The 14,150-nt window shown below is 67.6% G+C and carries 15 protein-coding genes; 6 read left to right on the top strand and 9 right to left on the bottom strand.

Annotation, left to right across the window (positions count from 1 at the left end; translation table 11 throughout):
• Positions 1 to 371: 371 nt before the first annotated feature.
• From ACFVIV_RS36180 to ACFVIV_RS36170, 3 genes are all read right to left on the bottom strand, one after another.
• Positions 372 to 1,136 (bottom strand): hypothetical protein, encoded by a 765-nt coding sequence (locus tag ACFVIV_RS36180; protein WP_379204357.1) that lies wholly within the window; start codon positions 1,134 to 1,136, stop codon positions 372 to 374.
• A gap of 9 nt (positions 1,137 to 1,145) precedes the next feature.
• Positions 1,146 to 1,709, bottom strand: coding sequence for a CDP-alcohol phosphatidyltransferase family protein (locus tag ACFVIV_RS36175; RefSeq protein ID WP_379204396.1), 564 nt, complete (start codon positions 1,707 to 1,709; stop codon positions 1,146 to 1,148).
• Between the two features lie 511 nt (positions 1,710 to 2,220).
• Positions 2,221 to 2,517 carry a hypothetical protein gene (locus ACFVIV_RS36170; protein WP_379204356.1) on the bottom strand — a complete coding sequence of 99 codons (297 nt, stop codon included), beginning with the start codon at positions 2,515 to 2,517 and terminating at the stop codon, positions 2,221 to 2,223.
• A gap of 440 nt (positions 2,518 to 2,957) precedes the next feature.
• On the opposite strand from ACFVIV_RS36170, the gene ACFVIV_RS36165 reads away from it, so the two are divergent.
• The 3 genes from ACFVIV_RS36165 to ACFVIV_RS36155 all read left to right on the top strand — a co-directional run bounded on the left by ACFVIV_RS36165 (position 2,958) and on the right by ACFVIV_RS36155 (position 6,248).
• Positions 2,958 to 3,908, top strand: coding sequence for a hypothetical protein (locus tag ACFVIV_RS36165; RefSeq protein ID WP_379204354.1), 951 nt, complete (start codon positions 2,958 to 2,960; stop codon positions 3,906 to 3,908).
• A 348-nt stretch (positions 3,909 to 4,256) separates the two neighbouring features.
• Positions 4,257 to 5,036, top strand: coding sequence for an SAM-dependent methyltransferase (locus tag ACFVIV_RS36160; RefSeq protein WP_379204352.1), 780 nt, complete (start codon positions 4,257 to 4,259; stop codon positions 5,034 to 5,036).
• 90 nt (positions 5,037 to 5,126) lie between these two features.
• On the top strand, positions 5,127 to 6,248 hold the full coding sequence (locus tag ACFVIV_RS36155; RefSeq protein ID WP_379204350.1) for a methyltransferase: 1,122 nt from the start codon (positions 5,127 to 5,129) through the stop codon (positions 6,246 to 6,248).
• Between the two features lie 36 nt (positions 6,249 to 6,284).
• On the opposite strand, the gene ACFVIV_RS36150 is transcribed toward ACFVIV_RS36155, so the two are convergent.
• Positions 6,285 to 6,902, bottom strand: a complete 618-nt coding sequence (locus ACFVIV_RS36150) for a GNAT family N-acetyltransferase (RefSeq protein WP_379204348.1) — start codon at positions 6,900 to 6,902, stop codon at positions 6,285 to 6,287.
• A 4-nt stretch (positions 6,903 to 6,906) separates the two neighbouring features.
• Positions 6,907 to 7,863, bottom strand: coding sequence for an MBL fold metallo-hydrolase (locus tag ACFVIV_RS36145; protein WP_379204346.1), 957 nt, complete (start codon positions 7,861 to 7,863; stop codon positions 6,907 to 6,909).
• A 48-nt stretch (positions 7,864 to 7,911) separates the two neighbouring features.
• Here ACFVIV_RS36145 and ACFVIV_RS36140 point away from each other — a divergent pair, with 48 nt between their 5' ends.
• The gene (locus ACFVIV_RS36140) at positions 7,912 to 8,322 is read left to right on the top strand and encodes a MerR family transcriptional regulator (RefSeq protein WP_379204344.1); all 411 of its coding nucleotides are present in this window, start codon (positions 7,912 to 7,914) and stop codon (positions 8,320 to 8,322) included.
• Between the two features lie 8 nt (positions 8,323 to 8,330).
• On the opposite strand, the gene ACFVIV_RS36135 is transcribed toward ACFVIV_RS36140, so the two are convergent.
• The 3 genes from ACFVIV_RS36135 to ACFVIV_RS36125 all read right to left on the bottom strand — a co-directional run bounded on the left by ACFVIV_RS36135 (position 8,331) and on the right by ACFVIV_RS36125 (position 11,185).
• Complete coding sequence (locus tag ACFVIV_RS36135; RefSeq protein ID WP_379204342.1) at positions 8,331 to 8,741, bottom strand: DUF4913 domain-containing protein; 411 nt, start codon at positions 8,739 to 8,741, stop codon at positions 8,331 to 8,333.
• A gap of 14 nt (positions 8,742 to 8,755) precedes the next feature.
• Positions 8,756 to 10,030, bottom strand: a complete 1,275-nt coding sequence (locus ACFVIV_RS36130; protein WP_379204394.1) for a cytochrome P450 — start codon at positions 10,028 to 10,030, stop codon at positions 8,756 to 8,758.
• Between the two features lie 198 nt (positions 10,031 to 10,228).
• A complete protein-coding gene (locus tag ACFVIV_RS36125; RefSeq protein ID WP_379204340.1) occupies positions 10,229 to 11,185 on the bottom strand; it encodes a helix-turn-helix transcriptional regulator in 957 nt (318 codons plus the stop codon).
• A 61-nt stretch (positions 11,186 to 11,246) separates the two neighbouring features.
• On the opposite strand from ACFVIV_RS36125, the gene ACFVIV_RS36120 reads away from it, so the two are divergent.
• Complete coding sequence (locus ACFVIV_RS36120) at positions 11,247 to 12,383, top strand: epoxide hydrolase family protein (protein WP_379204338.1); 1,137 nt, start codon at positions 11,247 to 11,249, stop codon at positions 12,381 to 12,383.
• 52 nt (positions 12,384 to 12,435) lie between these two features.
• On the opposite strand, the gene ACFVIV_RS36115 is transcribed toward ACFVIV_RS36120, so the two are convergent.
• Positions 12,436 to 13,380, bottom strand: a complete 945-nt coding sequence (locus tag ACFVIV_RS36115; RefSeq protein WP_379204336.1) for a MerR family transcriptional regulator — start codon at positions 13,378 to 13,380, stop codon at positions 12,436 to 12,438.
• Positions 13,381 to 13,452: 72 nt separating this feature from the next.
• Between ACFVIV_RS36115 and ACFVIV_RS36110 the strand changes: the two genes are divergently transcribed.
• Positions 13,453 to 14,112 carry a maleylpyruvate isomerase family mycothiol-dependent enzyme gene (locus ACFVIV_RS36110; protein ID WP_379204334.1) on the top strand — a complete coding sequence of 220 codons (660 nt, stop codon included), beginning with the start codon at positions 13,453 to 13,455 and terminating at the stop codon, positions 14,110 to 14,112.
• Positions 14,113 to 14,150: the final 38 nt, after the last annotated feature.

Here is a 14,150-nt window from a genome sequence, read left to right as displayed (position 1 = left end):
CTGGCGAGGGGCGGAGTTCCGTGTGAGTTCTTAGCCAATCTGGCGGAGCGCGAGCGTCTGACCTGCGGTCCGCCATTCGCGATTGGGCGGCCGTCAGTGGGGACCTCTCAACCTAAGTGGCGGTTTCTGCTGATGGTATCCGCCCTTCTTGTCGATCAGGCGAGGGCGATCGGCATTGGCGGGCCTGGGTTCGTGGTTCCGAACGCTGGACCATTTGGGTCGCCTTCCACACGATCTTCGTTCCCGACCAGCAGGCGGGCGAAGTCCTGCAGTGGCTATGTGAGGTGGATTGAGGACCTGCCGATATCAATATCAATTCAGGGTGCGGTTGCACCCTGCGATTTCGTTCGCAGACGGTGCGCGCGACGCCGCTAGGCGCCGCGCCGCTTCCACCACTTCCGGATTCGAAGTCGTATCCAGAACCTTCGCAGTGGAGCCCACCAAGGTTGGTCATCACGCTTCTGGCTGGCGGCGACGTAGGTACTCATGCCCGCGACGAGGAACAACGGGATCGGCCGCAGCGGCCAGGCAAAATCCGTTGCCAGGTTGTATCTGGTCTGATCGACATTGATCAGTGCCAGATACAGCGCCGATGTGGCGATGGAGACTCCAAAGCCAGTGAGGAATAAAGCCCAGATTGCTCGATGGTTGCCTGCCCGGAACTGACCGAGGACGAAGGTGGCCACTAGGATGCCTGTGAACGGTGAGCGGTTCATTCCTCCGGACCCGGCGACGATCAGAGCCTGCGCGAGGAATCCGAGGCCGAGCAGGGAGTACCACACGCCGGTGTGGTCATCGAGGTAACCGGCCAGGCTGTTGATCCAACCGGTCGACGGCGGGGTCGCCTGACGAGCCGCCGAAGCCGACGCTTTGTCATCTTCGCCCTGCATTGCCAGATCGAGAAAATGCCTCAGTTCCCGCACAGTGCCGGTCATGAAGAGCAGCAGCACCATTCGTATTAGTTGGATAGCGATTCCAGTGGTGACAACAAAGACTGGAAAGGTCCAGGGACCCACGTGGAGGAAGATCGGCCACTCGCAGCCGACAACAGTCGCCACCACGAAGAAATCGGCGACCACGATCAGGATTCCGGTTCGCCGCCGGGGCGAGAACTTGTCTCCCGTACCACTGCTCATGGCCGCGTTTCACTCCTCGGATTGTCGAGTGATGCGCCGGTGCTTGTACACCATCTCCGCGGTGCAGATTGCCTGCAGAATCGCACCGCAGCACGCAATTGCCACCGCGGCGACCGGTTGCGCGGCGAACCACACGAGGCCCGAGAGGAACAGCGTTGTAGACCAAACCCGATGCCAGGCAGGAGCCTTCAGGACGACACCCAGATCGTTGTAATTTCTCGCGGCGGCAGGATATGCCACGATGCCGGTTGCCGTGACAACCAGGGCTGGTACAAACATCGCCGTGGTCTGGAGTGCCGCACACATCAGCACCACCGCAATGGTTGTGCGATCAATGATGCTGTCCATGCCGCGCCGTTGGGGGTCCTCTTGTCCCAACAGGCGCGCGGCGATGCCATCGATCACGTCGACGGCGACGAAGACCGTCAGCGTGACAGCACCCGCCAGACCGCGACCGGTAAGAACCATGATCACCAGCACCAACCCGGTCGGCACTCGACTCAGGGTCAATAGCATCGATAGCGATGGCCGCGAAACAGTCTTGACGGCACCAGGATTTTGGATAACGGTCATTTCGGCCACCGGCCTTCCGAATCGGAAAAGCTGAGGCGCTGGCGCCCCCTGTATCGATCGGAGATCGTAGCGGGATCGATGTCTTCTCGACGGCCGTTCACCGCAACTCGCAGGTGTCAGCGCACATGTGTCGGCTCGACAGCGAACTGACCGTCGCTCGCCGAAACGATCGGCGTATCTTGAGGCTTCTCGCCAACTCCGTGTTGAGTGAGAAATCTGCGAGCGTCTGACCTGTGATCAGCCAGCCGAGTCGATTCAGGCGCCGACGGATTCTTCTCAAGCCAAGTGGCAGCTTCCGCGGCCGTGTTGGGAGCTGCCTCAAATTCACCCGCGGGGCGCAGGCGTCGTTGGCGAAGTCTTGGGTCCTGCCTACGTATCGAGCAAGCTCTGCGGTGCCAGCGCGGGCGACGGCCCGGCGCCGATCAGTTCAAAATCCTCCGCGCTCAGGAGAAACGGCAACGCGACCACAACATGTCGCTCGCTGTTTGCGGTTCTCATCCATCCATGACAGTCAGAAGGATTGCGACACGATACCGACAACCGCCGGATCGAAGTCCAATGCGACCAGTTGGTCTCGCTCGACCCACGATTCGAATCCGATGCGCCGCCCGAGCGTCGCGGACCAATACCACCCCGGAAAGCTGCGCTGACCTCGATAGGAAGGAAACGACCGCACCGGCCTGCCTAGCTGGGGAACAACGTCCGGAAGCCGCGCCAAGGGAACCCGCCGCTCGACACCAGCAATCGTCACGTAGGTCGCATTGAACTGCCCGACGTCCTCGGTCAATCCCTCATCGGCCTCCCGCACGCACCCCATCCTCGCCAGACTGGTTGAGAATCCGCCACTTTAGGTACGAGCGTGCCAGCGGGCACAGTTTTTCAGGGGATTCGTTGTGGTTCCGTTGCGTTGGCAGCAACCAAACGAAACGTATTGTTTGGCACGTCAAGTGAGGGAGGCCGGAGAGACTGACCTCCGATAAGGTTCACTTATCGGGGGTCAGAGTGGCGGGGATTGATTTGGGGCGGTTTGGGTTTCGTTTCGTGTTGTTCCGTTGGGAATGACGAAACCAACGCTACGATTTGCGGGTGTCGACGACTATTTGCAATTACCCGGGGTGTACGAAGCCGATTACGCGTGGTGGGGGGCCGGGGCGGCCTTCGGAGTACTGCGATCATCCGGATCACACGCGGTGGAGGGCGTGGCGGGAGCGGCAGCGGCGGCAGCAAGGGGAGGGTGAGGCCCCGGCGGTGAACGTCACTGTGACGCAACAGGGTCCGGTGACGGTGGCGCGGTTGCGGGCCGATGAGTTGCTCGGGCAGTTTCGGGGACTGGCCGAGCAGTTGGGGACGACATTGCATGCGGCTGTGGCGGAATTGGCTACGTTGGCCGATCCGGCGGTGGCCGAGGCGCAGGTGCAGGCCGTGCAGGCGGAGGCTGCGCGGCGGATTGCGGAGGCGGAGGTTGCCACCGTGGCGGCCGAGCAGGCGCGGCGGGATGCCGAGGAGGCGCGGGCGGCGGCGGAATCGGCGGCGGAGGATGCGGCGTCGGCCGCCGAGGCCGCGGAGGCGCGGATTGCGGAGGCGTTGGGGGCGCGGGATGACGCGTTGCGGGAGGTGGAGCGGGTGACCAAGCAGGCCGCCGATGATGTGTTCGCGGCGCGGGCGGAGGCGGAGGCCGAGATTCGGGGTGTTCGGCGGGAAGTCGCCGAGGAGGTGGAGCGGGCTCGGGAGCAGGCGCGGGAGGAGATCGAGCTGGCGCGGTCGAAGGCGGCGACCGAGGTCGAGCAGGTGCGGCGGGAGACCACGCAGCGGATTACCGCGGCGAGTGCCGAACGGGATCTGGCCGTGCAGCGGGCGGCCGATGCGGAGCGGGCCATCGAGCGGGCCGAAGCCGCGGTGGCCGAACGCAATCAGGTGGTCGTCGAGACGCGGGATGAGCTGACTCGGGTGCGCGGGGAGCTCGAGAGTGTGCGGGACGAGCTCGGTGAGGCGCGGCGGCAGGCCGCGGCGGATATCGGACGGGTGCGAACGGAATCGGCTGCGGCGCTGGAGACTACGCGAAAGGAGGCTGCTGATCGCCTCGCGGCGCTCGACGATGCGCGCACGCAAACGCTGGCTCGCGCCGAGCGCGCGGAGCGGCAACTGGACGAACTGCTCGCCCGCCGCGACGCGCAGCCGGCGCCGGAGCCGCCGCGCTGATTGATCAGGAAGGTAGACGGGCCATCCGGCCGGTTGATCAGCAGGTTCGTACTTTCGGGATTTAACGGACAAAGCGGTGATTCATCGCAGAATTCCCGTGCCGCACACTCATTTTGCATGACCCGTAACGAATGACTCGCGCTCAGATATGTCATCGCGGGTGGCTTCGAGTCCTACATATTGCTGGATGTGAGCGGGTATCGTCATCTATCGAAAGGCGCCTCCCGCACGGGTCCGATCTGGAATGATCTTCCGATCGCGGTCCTATTGGCTGGCGGGCCGCCCGTGCGATCACTGACCACCGGTGCACGGAGGGTAAAGGGGTGTGATGATTTGAATATCAACGCCATGCGAGCGCGGCAGTCACGGCCGAGTGTGGCCCGTGTCTACAGCTACGTTCTCGGCGGGCGCGACAACTACGGCGTGGACAAGGATCTCGGTGACTATTTCACCGGTGACCTGCCGGGTTCGGAGCTGCTCGCCATTACGAACCGCGAGGCCGTGCTTCGCGCAGCGCGGGCCATGGCCTCCGAGGGTATCCGTCAAGTCATCGATATGGGCTGCGGGCTGCCGGCCGCGGTCAATGTGCACGAGGTGGTGCGGGCCGAGCAGCCCGACGCCCGCATCGTGTACATCGATGACGATCCGTTCGTGGCCGCGCACGGCCGCGCACTGCTGGCGGTCGACGAGAACATCGTGCTGCTGGAGGCGGATGTGCGCGATCCCGCCAGCATTCACAAGCATCCGGATGTGCAGCGGCTCATCAACTTCGACGAACCGGTCGGCATCCTGTTTGCGGTGACGCTCAGCTTCGTGAACGACGACGAGGACCCGGCGAGTGTCGTGCGCTACTGGTCGGATCTGGCCGCGCCCGGCAGCCTGTTCTACATCGCCCACTTCCAGAAGGGCAGCGACCGCGAGGCACAGGAGACCGAACGCAAGATCCTGGAGGCGTTCGGCCGCGGCACCTGGCGCAATCACGAGGAGATCCGGTCCTACTTCGGTGATCTGGAGCTGCTCGAACCCGGCCTGGTGCCATGCGCGGACTGGCGGCCCGACACCGAACCGCGGCCGAATGTGGAGCAGTGGACCAAGCTGATCGTCGGCGGGCTCGCCCGCAAGCAGTGAGTGCCCGCCGGTAAATCGATTGGCCGCATCGGAGGGTCGTGCCAGACTCGAACGCATCCGCGCGTGAAAGGCTGGGTACGACCCTCTGCTATGTCCGTGATTTCGTGGGCCGAAGACGATTCCACCCGATGCGCTCGCTGGCATTCCGAGAACGACAGCGCACCACCCAAACGCATTGTCGTCGCCGACGATCGGATGACCGCTGACACCGCCTACAAACTGGCCTGCGAAGGCACCGGACTGCTGTGGCGCGGCGACTACCACAATGCGCGGAACCTGTTGAACGCCATGGGCCGCCGCATCGATCGCAAGCCACGGCCGAACGGATCCGATCCCGCCGAGTGCTTCCACCTGCACCGCCGCGCCCGCAGGCATCGCGCCCTGGTCCTGGGCCGGGTGCTGGTGGAACTGGACCGCGATCATGCCCTGGCGCTGCGCCGCGCACCCGCCGTCCGGCAGGCGTGCACGGAAGCCTATGGGCCGCCCCAGGATTCGCGGGTCGTCGCGCTCACCGAACTGCTGGGCCTGATCGGCGCGCACGAATGGCGCACCCGCGGTGTGGAAGTGCCCGCACTGGGTGCGCGCATCCACCCGCACTACGGGGTGTTCTCCCCGGTGCGCGGCGAGTACGTGGACCTGGTCGCGCAGGCGGAACTGCCGGATCCGCTGCCGCGCACCGCATTCGACCTGGGCACCGGCACCGGTGTGCTCGCCGCCGTGCTGGCCGGGCGCGGCGTGGACCGCATTGTCGGCACCGACAACAACCCCCGCGCGCTGATCTGCGCCCGCGACAATATCCGCCGCCTGGGGCTGACCGACCGGATCCGCGTCACCGGCCCGGCGCTCTACCCGCCCGGCCGCGCCGATCTCGTCGTCTGCAACCCGCCCTGGCTGCCGACCCGCCCGACCTCCGCGGTGGAAACCGGTGTGTACGACCAGAACAGCGTCATGCTGCGCGGCTTCCTCGCCGGGCTGGCCGAGCATCTCGAACCCCGGGGAGAAGGCTGGCTGCTGCTGTCGGATCTGGCCGAGCGCCTGGGCCTGCGCGGCGCCGACGACGTCCCCGCCCTCATCGCCGAGGCGGGTCTGGAGGTCCTGGACAAGACCGGCACCAACCCCCGCCACCCCCGCGCCCGCGACACGACCGATCCCCTGCACACCGCGCGCGCCGCCGAGGTGACCTCGCTGTGGCGCTTGACGCCGCGCACCTGACCCGCCGCCGCGCCCGAACACCGGACCTGCCGCAGGTTATTCGGCCGTGCGCGGCGCCCGCCACATCGGCCAGATCAGCGGCCCGCCCTTGGTGGCGTCGAGCTCACCGGTCTTCACGAACCCGAACCGCTCGTAGTACGGCACATTGTCGGGCTTGCTGGATTCCAGATAGGCGGGCGCGCCCTCGGCATCGCAGCGATCCAGCCGCGAATTGATCAGCGCCTGACCGTATCCGCGACCCCGCGCCGCCGGCAGCGTGCCGATGAACGCCAGATACCAGTGCGGTTCCCGTGGATGCGCCTCCGCCATCCGATCGGACATGGCCGCACCCAACGGCAGCCGCGACCGGAAGGCGCGCGCCAACCCCGGCAGGCAGCGCAGCGTGGTCAGCTTGGAGGTGTGCCAGTGCCCCGGCGGCGCCCACACCGCCGCGCCGACCATGACCCCGTTGTCGTCGAGTGCCACCTCCACCCCGCCGTGGTCGAGGAACTGATGGCGGGTGAGGGTGTCGAAGAAGAGGGCCGCGCGCTGCGGGCGCACCGTCGCATCGGGAATGAACCAGCTCATGATCGGATCGTCGGTGAAGGCGATGCCCAGCACGCGCCCCAGATCGGGGATATCGGATCTCGCGGCCGGGCGAACGGTGATCTCCATATGTTCACGGTACGGCGTCGAAGCGCTCCGGCCGAGTGCTCGCGAGGCGACTGGTCGCTTCGTGGTCATGGGTGGGGACAACCGTGGCGAGATGCCGCGCCAGATGCAGCCGGTGCAAGGTCTTGAACGCCAGGTCCCGGTCGGTATCGACGAAAGTGCCCGGGAAGCTGGACTTCTGGCGCACAGTGTCGATTTGCAGTGTGTGCCAGGCGGAATCACCGGCCAGCAGCACCCAGCCGTGCTCGGTGTGGGCGAGCACGCCGATGCTGCCGGGCGTGTGGCCGGACAGGTCGACCAGCACCACGCTGCCGTCCCCGAACAGGTCGTGGCTGCGGGTGAAGGTGAGCACCGGCGGTCCGTCGAGGTCGTATTCCACGACCGGGCGATCGCGCAGCGAGGACCGCACCCCGCCCACGGGCGCGACCGGACCGGACATGACCCAGTCGCGTTCGACGCGATGCAGGTGTACCGGCAACCCGGGCATATCGAGCAGCCCGCACACGTGATCCCAATGCGCGTGGGTGGGCAGCGCGAACTGCGGCGCTGGCAGCCCGGGCACCTGCGCGAGCGCGGTGATGGTGGGGATGGTGCTCGCCGGCGGGCGCACCACCGCCCGCAGCACCGACGGCAGTTCGGCGAGGGCGCGGTGCTCGGCGTCCTCGCACACGCTCGGATCGACGATGAACGCCGCCTCGGGATGCTCGACCAGGAACGAGGTCAGCGAATTGGTGATCCGCCGCGGCGTGAACCGGCCCTCCACGACCACCGCGGTCGGCACCTCGCGCGGCGCCTGCGGCAGCGCGGTCACGCGCACGGTGCGCTGCGGCGCGGGCAGGCCCGCATCGGTGATCGAGCGCAGGAACCGCTGGTCGACGGGCCGCGGGCGCACAGCGCCGGTGATCAGACCGGTTGCCGCGACGCAGCATTGGACAAGGCTGGGGGTACGAACTGGATCGGACATGGACGAACGCTAATACTTAACGTCGACGTGAAGTAAAGAGGTGAATCCATGACCACTGTCGACGCGGTCCGCATCGGCGACGCCGCGGCGGTTCTCGGCATCGAGGCCCATGTGCTGCGGCACTGGGAATCCGTCGGCCTGCTGCACCCGCCGCGCACACCGTCCGGGCATCGGCATTACGACGAGCAGACCCTGCATCGAGCGCGGCTCATCCGCATCCTGCAGCGCACCGGATTGTCGCTGGAGCAGATCCGCCGGCTCGGCGCCGGCGCGCGTGCGGACCGGCTGGCGCTCATCGCGGACAAGCGCGCGGAAGTGCAGGAGCGCCTCGCGCTGCTGCGCGCGACCGATCGGTTTCTCGAACACCTCACCGAGTGCCGGCACCCGATCATCGCCGAATGCCCGGAGTGTGCGGGGTTCGCGACCCTCGAGCAGCGTCGCCGCCCGCCCGGTCGGTAGCGCCGCCGTCAGCTCGCGGTGGGGTCGGACTTGATGTCCTTGGCCTGCGAGGCGGCCGGTGGCGTGAACAGCCCGCGCTGCGGCGACTTCAGCGGCAGCGGCTGCAAGGTGTCCTGATGCCCGCGCGTCGGGGAGCAGTACTTGAAAGCCCCATCGGGACTGAACAATTCGCGCATGTGCGGGTCGGCGTGATCGAGAAACCACACGCTCAACCCGGTATTCGGATCCAGCCGGCAGTGCTCCCACGCCCGCCACAGCGAATCCAGCCGCGCCACCGCTTCGGCGTGTTTCCACCACTCCGGGCACCATTTGCGCCGCGCGTGGTCGGTCACATCACGCCGGTAGATCAGGCTCAGATAGTTCTCGACGAACTCCACAACCGACGCATAGACCATCGGGGCCGATGGGTTGTCACTCATGCGTCCATTGAACGCTATGACAGGTGGGAGTCGTTGGCGGTGACGATGATTCGCGCCCCGTGCGCGGGCACATGCGTGATGTTGCGAATGCGGTCACGCTCGGTGGACTCGCCCGCGGGCAGCGACAACCGGTAGCGGGTGAGGATCTCCCGCAGCACCACCGTGCCTTCCATGAGCGAGAAGCCCGCACCGAGACATCGGCGCACGCCGCCGCCGAAGGGCAGCCAGGTATTGGGGACGACACTGCCGTCGAGGAACCGGTCGGGCCGGAAGCGGGCGACATCGGGATAGCTGTCCGGGCGGGCGTGCGCGAGCAGGATCGAGGTGGACACCACCGTGCCGCGCGGCAGGTCCAGGCCGCCGATCGTCATGTCGCGGGTCAGTTTCCGGCCGGTGGCGGCGATCACGGGCCGGCGGCGCATGGCCTCCTTGAGCACCGCCTCGAGATATTTGTCGTCGCCGGCGTGCGCGGCCCGGCGGGCGGTGACCTGGATATCGGGCGCCGCGGCGAGTTCGTGGCAGGTCCAGGCCAGCGCCGAGGCGGTGGTCTCGTGCCCGGCCAGCAGCAGGGTGACGAGCTGATCGCGCATCTCGGCATCGGACAGCGGTGTGTCGGAAGGGTTTTCCCCCGCGCCGACGGCCAGCAGCCGCGACAGCACATCGGCGCGCTGGTCGAGATCGGGGTGGGCGCGGCGTTGCGCGATCTCCCGATACAGCAGCGCGTCGATGGCGGCCTGGTTGTCGCGGAAGCGTTTCCACACGCCGTAGCGCTGCAGCCGCGGATACCGCCAGCCGAAGAACACCAGCGGATTGATGTTCACGATCCGGCGCAGCCGGGGCGCGAGCTCCTCGCGGCGGCGCTCGTCGGTCAGGCCGAACACCACCTGCAGGATGACATCGAGGGTCAGCTCGTTCATCCGGTCCAGGGTGTGGATCGTGGACCCGTTCGCCCAGCGGTCGATGTGCGTCTTGGCGATGGCCTCGACCATGCCGCGGTAGGACCGCAGCGACGATCCGGAGAAGGCCGGCATGAGCAGCCGCCGCGCCCGGGCGTGCTCGACCTCGTCGGTGAGCAGCACCGAATGCTCGCCCATAATGTGCACCAGCAGCCGATTGCCCTCTCCGGCATGCAGATCCGCCGGATCACCGGCGAAGATCTCCCGAATGTGCTCCGGCCGCGAGAACACCACCAGGTTCTCCGCATACGGCGGCACCAGATGCAGCGTGAACACCTCGCCGTGCCGCCGCGCCGCCAGCCCGAGCAGCGCCCCGCGCCATTTCGCGTACATCGCGGTCTGCACCGCCCGCGGTAACCGCGGTCCGGGTGGAAATATCGTGGTCACAGTGCCGATCCCTTCGCCTGCGCCGCAGTGGGAAATCCCCGTCCTCCAGCCTAGGTCGCGATGGCGGCGTGCGGGCGGCGACCGCGATGATGCCGCCGTGATCGCGAACTGACGGCCAAGCCCTGACCGGAAGCTGTCCGCCGGTCAGGGCTTGGCGGTGGCGGCGGCGCAGCGGCGGGCCAGCCGGTCGATCTGCTCGACGAGCTCGGGGGGATCGGTGACGGTGAAATCGGTGTCGATGGAGGTGATCATCCAGGAGAGCGCCCAGGGGGAGTCCGCGCCGAGGTGCAGCAGGCAGCTGGCGTCGTCGAGGGCTTCGAGCACGCCCATGCCGGGCCAGATCCGTTCGGACAGTTCGGCGGCGGAGCGGTGCAGGACCACCGTGGCGCGATGCGGCCATGCGTTGCTGGACAACTGATTCGACAGGTAGGCGACGACATCGCCCTCGGGGGGCTCCCGGGGCGGGAAGCGCGGGCCGGTGGGGATACGGGGGGTGAGGCGGTCGACGCGATAGGATCGCCAATCCCGGGCTTTCACCTCCCAGGCCACCAGGTACCAGTGCCGGTTGAAGTTCACCAGCGCGTGCGGTTCGACTTCCTTGATCGATTGCCGCCCTTGATAGTTCGTGTAGTCGAAGCGCAGCCGTTCGTGCCGGTTGCAGGCATCGGAGATGGCGATGAGCGCATCGGGCTCCACCCGCGGCGCCTCGGTCTGCACGCGAATCACCGAGCGCTGCAAGGCCCGCAGCCGATGGCGCAACCGGGACGGCATGACCTGCTCCAGTTTGGCCAGTGCGCGCAGCGACGCATCCTCGATGCCGGCCACGGTGCCGCCGGTCGTGGTTCGCAGCCCGACCGCCACCGCGAGGGCCTCCTCGTCGTCGAGGAGCAGCGGGGGCAGCGTGCTGCCGGCCGCGAGCCGGTACCCGGCCGTGCCTTGCACGGCATCCACCGGATAGCCGAGTTCCCGCAGTCGGTCCACGTCCCGGCGCACGGTTCGCGTGCTCACTCCGAGCCGGGCGGCCAGGTCCGGCCCGGACCAGTCGCGGTGGGTCTGCAACAGCGACAGCAGGCGCAGCAGGCGAGCCGATGTTTCGAGCATGGCCTCAGAGTGCCATTCGATTAGGACAGAACTTGACCTAAGGGTTTCCTAGGTTTGTCCCATGACGAATTTCGAGCCCTTCCGCATCGACATCCCGCAGTCCGATCTCGACGATCTGAACGCTCGCCTCGCCAATACCCGCTGGCCCGACGAACTGCCGGGCGTGGACTGGAGCTACGGCATCCCCACCGGCTATGTCCGCGAGATCGCCGAGTACTGGCGCACCTCCTACGACTGGCGGGTGCAGGAGGCGATCCTCAATCAGATTCCGCAGTTCGTCACCGAAATCGACGGGCAGCGCCTGCATTTCACACATGTCCGGTCTCCGGAGGAGAACGCGATGCCGCTGGTGCTGGTGCACGGCTGGCCGTTCGAGGATTTCACCGAGGTCATCGGCCCGCTCACCGATCCGCGCGCGTACGGCGGCGCCGCGGAAGACGCCTTCCACCTGGTGATTCCGACCCTGCCCGGCTTCGGGTTCTCCGGCCCGACTCGTCGGCCCGGTGACGCGGCCACCGAACGCAGCGCCGAATTGATCGCCAAGCTCATGGCCGCGCTGGGCTACGAGCGCTACGGTGCGCAGGGCGGGGACGCGGGCTCGTTCATCGCGCCGCAGCTGGGCCGCATCGACACCGAGCACGTGGCGGGCGTGCACCTCAACGACCCCATCACCATTCCGTCCTGGGACGACGACGGCTCCGCCTACAGCCCCGCCGATCAGGAAAAGATTGCCGCCCTGCAGGATTGGAGCAGCCAGGACACCTCCGGCTACGCCGGCATGCACTCCACCCGCCCGCAGACCCTCGCCCCCGCCGTCGCCGATTCCCCGGCGGCCACCCTCGCCTGGATTCTGGATGTGGTCCACACCTACGCCGATCCGGCCAAGTCCACCCCCGATGAGGCCATCGACCGCGACATGCTGCTGACCAATATCGCGATCCTGTGGTTCACCAATACGGCCGGCTCCTCCATGCGCCTGTACAAGGAATCCCAGCAGTGGGGCGCCGACCTCCCCAACTCCGGCGTCCCGACCGGCGTCGCGGTCTTCCCCAGCGGCACCGTCATCCGCGGCATCGCCGAGAAGCAGAACACCGTCGTGCACTGGTCCGAATTCGACCGCGGCGGCCACTTCGCCGCCATGGAAACCCCCGACCTGCTCACCGCCGACGTCCGCGAGTTCTTCCGCAAACTCCGCTGATCCGCCCGCCGGCTGGTCGCCGGCGCGGTCGGATCGGCAGGGGGGAATCCGGTTACGGCGCAGCGGCGTCGACGCGCTGCTGGTCGGTCGATTGCGCCAGTGCCCGGTGCAGCCAGTGCTGGGCGGCGCCGGCGGTGGTGGCGCCGGTGATCTCGGTGGTGCGTGTCCAATACCGGTGGATGCGCGGGTCGTCGTCGTCGGCTCCGTGCAGGAGCCGGCGCCGGAATTCCGCGGTGACGTGCGTGCGGCGCGCGGTGGCGTGGGCGGTGAGGAAGCGGTGCAGCCCGGCGCCCGAGCGCGGTGCGATGTGGGCGGCGACGAGCGGTTCGACGATTCCGCAGGCTTCGGCGACGCCGATGAGCAGTGCGCGTTTGTCGTGGATCGCGGCGGGGTCGTGTCGCCACAGCTGGCGGGTCATCGCGGTCGCCAGCGCCGGATCGGCGGCCGCGATGACGAGTTCGGCGTAGGCGAGGACCTGGCGGGGTGTGGGGTCGGCCGGTGGGGACGGGATGTTCATCCCGACGAATCCGTCGAACACACCCGGCGGCAGCGGGGCGAGCACCCGACGCCAGAACGCGATGAGGGTGTCGTAGGCGGCTTGGCGGTGCTGCACGGCGGCCAGCACCTCCAGCCGAGCGGCCCGCTCGGCCGGCGACGCCTCCTCGACCGCGACCAGCGCCGCCCGTCGCCAGGTCAGCGCGCCCAATTCGGCGTCCAGCGCGGCCCTTTCGGCGGCGACGGCATCGCCGAGGCAGCTGGTCTCGGTGAGCACGGCGACAATGGCGTTCAACCCCAGGCCGAGCGTGCGCAGCCGCCGCACCAACTGCAGCCGGTCGACCACGATCGCGGGATCGAACAGCCGATGCCCACCGGTACTGCGCTGCGGTTCGAGAATCCCTTCATCGCAGTAGAAGCGGATGGTGCGCACGGAAACCCCCGTGCGCCGGGACAACTCACCGATGCCCACCAGGCCGTCACGGCGTGTGCTGTTGGTCACGATCGCTGGAACCTCCACCCGACTGGAATTTCTACGGTACTGGAACACCCCTCAGCACAAGGAGTTCCGCACATGGCCGCGAAAACCACCCTGACCACCGACCAGACCTGGGCCGCCGTCGCCGCCGAGCGCGCCGGCCTGGTCGAGCTCCTGCGTCCTCTCCCGGAGAGCGCCTGGGACCACGCCTCATTGTGCGAGGGCTGGCGAGTGCGCGATGTCGTCGCCCACGTAATCCTTTCGGCCGACTCCAGCCTCGGCTCGATCCTGATCAACCTGATCCGCGCCCGCGGCGACTTCAACCGCCTGGTCCGCGACACCGCCATCCGTCACGCCGGCGACCGGACCACGACTCAGCTGCTCGACGAGTTGTACGACACCATCACCGCGCGCGTCACCCCGATCGGCACCACCCCGGCCGATCGCCTCATGGACCTCCTCGTCCACGGCCAGGACATCGCGATCCCCCTCGGCATTCCCCGCGAAATGCCGGTTCCCGTCGCCCAAGTGGCCCTCGACCGAGTCTGGAACGGCGGCTTCCCCTTCCACGCCCGCAGGAAATTCACCGGCTACCACCTGAGGGCCACCGACGGCGACTGGAGCGCCGGCACCGGCCCCGCCATCGAAGGCTCCGTCACCACCCTGCTGCTCCTGATCACCGGCCGCCACCCCGCATCCGGCCGGCTCTCCGGTCCGGGAGCGGCCGAGTGGATTGCCGCCCGCACGAGGTCGTGACCGCGACCGGCGGGAGCATCCCGCCGGCTCTCGCGGGA

Origin of the sequence: Nocardia sp. NPDC127526 (genome assembly GCF_042672265.1) — a bacterium.
Classification (GTDB): domain Bacteria; phylum Actinomycetota; class Actinomycetes; order Mycobacteriales; family Mycobacteriaceae; genus Nocardia.
Note: the sequence above shows the minus strand (reverse complement) of the source record. Positions and strands in the feature narration are given on the sequence as shown.

What these genes read in the sequence shown, in the direction of transcription:
- ACFVIV_RS36180 (WP_379204357.1), bottom strand. Translation starts at nt 1,136, where the DNA reads ATGAGCAGTGGTACGGGAGACAAGTTCTCGCCCCGGCGGCGAACCGGA.
- ACFVIV_RS36175 (WP_379204396.1), bottom strand. Translation starts at nt 1,709, where the DNA reads ATGACCGTTATCCAAAATCCTGGTGCCGTCAAGACTGTTTCGCGGCCA.
- ACFVIV_RS36160 (WP_379204352.1), top strand. Translation starts at nt 4,257, where the DNA reads ATGCGAGCGCGGCAGTCACGGCCGAGTGTGGCCCGTGTCTACAGCTAC.
- ACFVIV_RS36155 (WP_379204350.1), top strand. Translation starts at nt 5,127, where the DNA reads ATGTCCGTGATTTCGTGGGCCGAAGACGATTCCACCCGATGCGCTCGC.
- ACFVIV_RS36150 (WP_379204348.1), bottom strand. Translation starts at nt 6,902, where the DNA reads ATGGAGATCACCGTTCGCCCGGCCGCGAGATCCGATATCCCCGATCTG.
- ACFVIV_RS36145 (WP_379204346.1), bottom strand. Translation starts at nt 7,863, where the DNA reads ATGTCCGATCCAGTTCGTACCCCCAGCCTTGTCCAATGCTGCGTCGCG.
- ACFVIV_RS36140 (WP_379204344.1), top strand. Translation starts at nt 7,912, where the DNA reads ATGACCACTGTCGACGCGGTCCGCATCGGCGACGCCGCGGCGGTTCTC.
- ACFVIV_RS36135 (WP_379204342.1), bottom strand. Translation starts at nt 8,741, where the DNA reads ATGAGTGACAACCCATCGGCCCCGATGGTCTATGCGTCGGTTGTGGAG.
- ACFVIV_RS36130 (WP_379204394.1), bottom strand. Translation starts at nt 10,030, where the DNA reads ATGTACGCGAAATGGCGCGGGGCGCTGCTCGGGCTGGCGGCGCGGCGG.
- ACFVIV_RS36125 (WP_379204340.1), bottom strand. Translation starts at nt 11,185, where the DNA reads ATGCTCGAAACATCGGCTCGCCTGCTGCGCCTGCTGTCGCTGTTGCAG.
- ACFVIV_RS36120 (WP_379204338.1), top strand. Translation starts at nt 11,247, where the DNA reads ATGACGAATTTCGAGCCCTTCCGCATCGACATCCCGCAGTCCGATCTC.
- ACFVIV_RS36110 (WP_379204334.1), top strand. Translation starts at nt 13,453, where the DNA reads ATGGCCGCGAAAACCACCCTGACCACCGACCAGACCTGGGCCGCCGTC.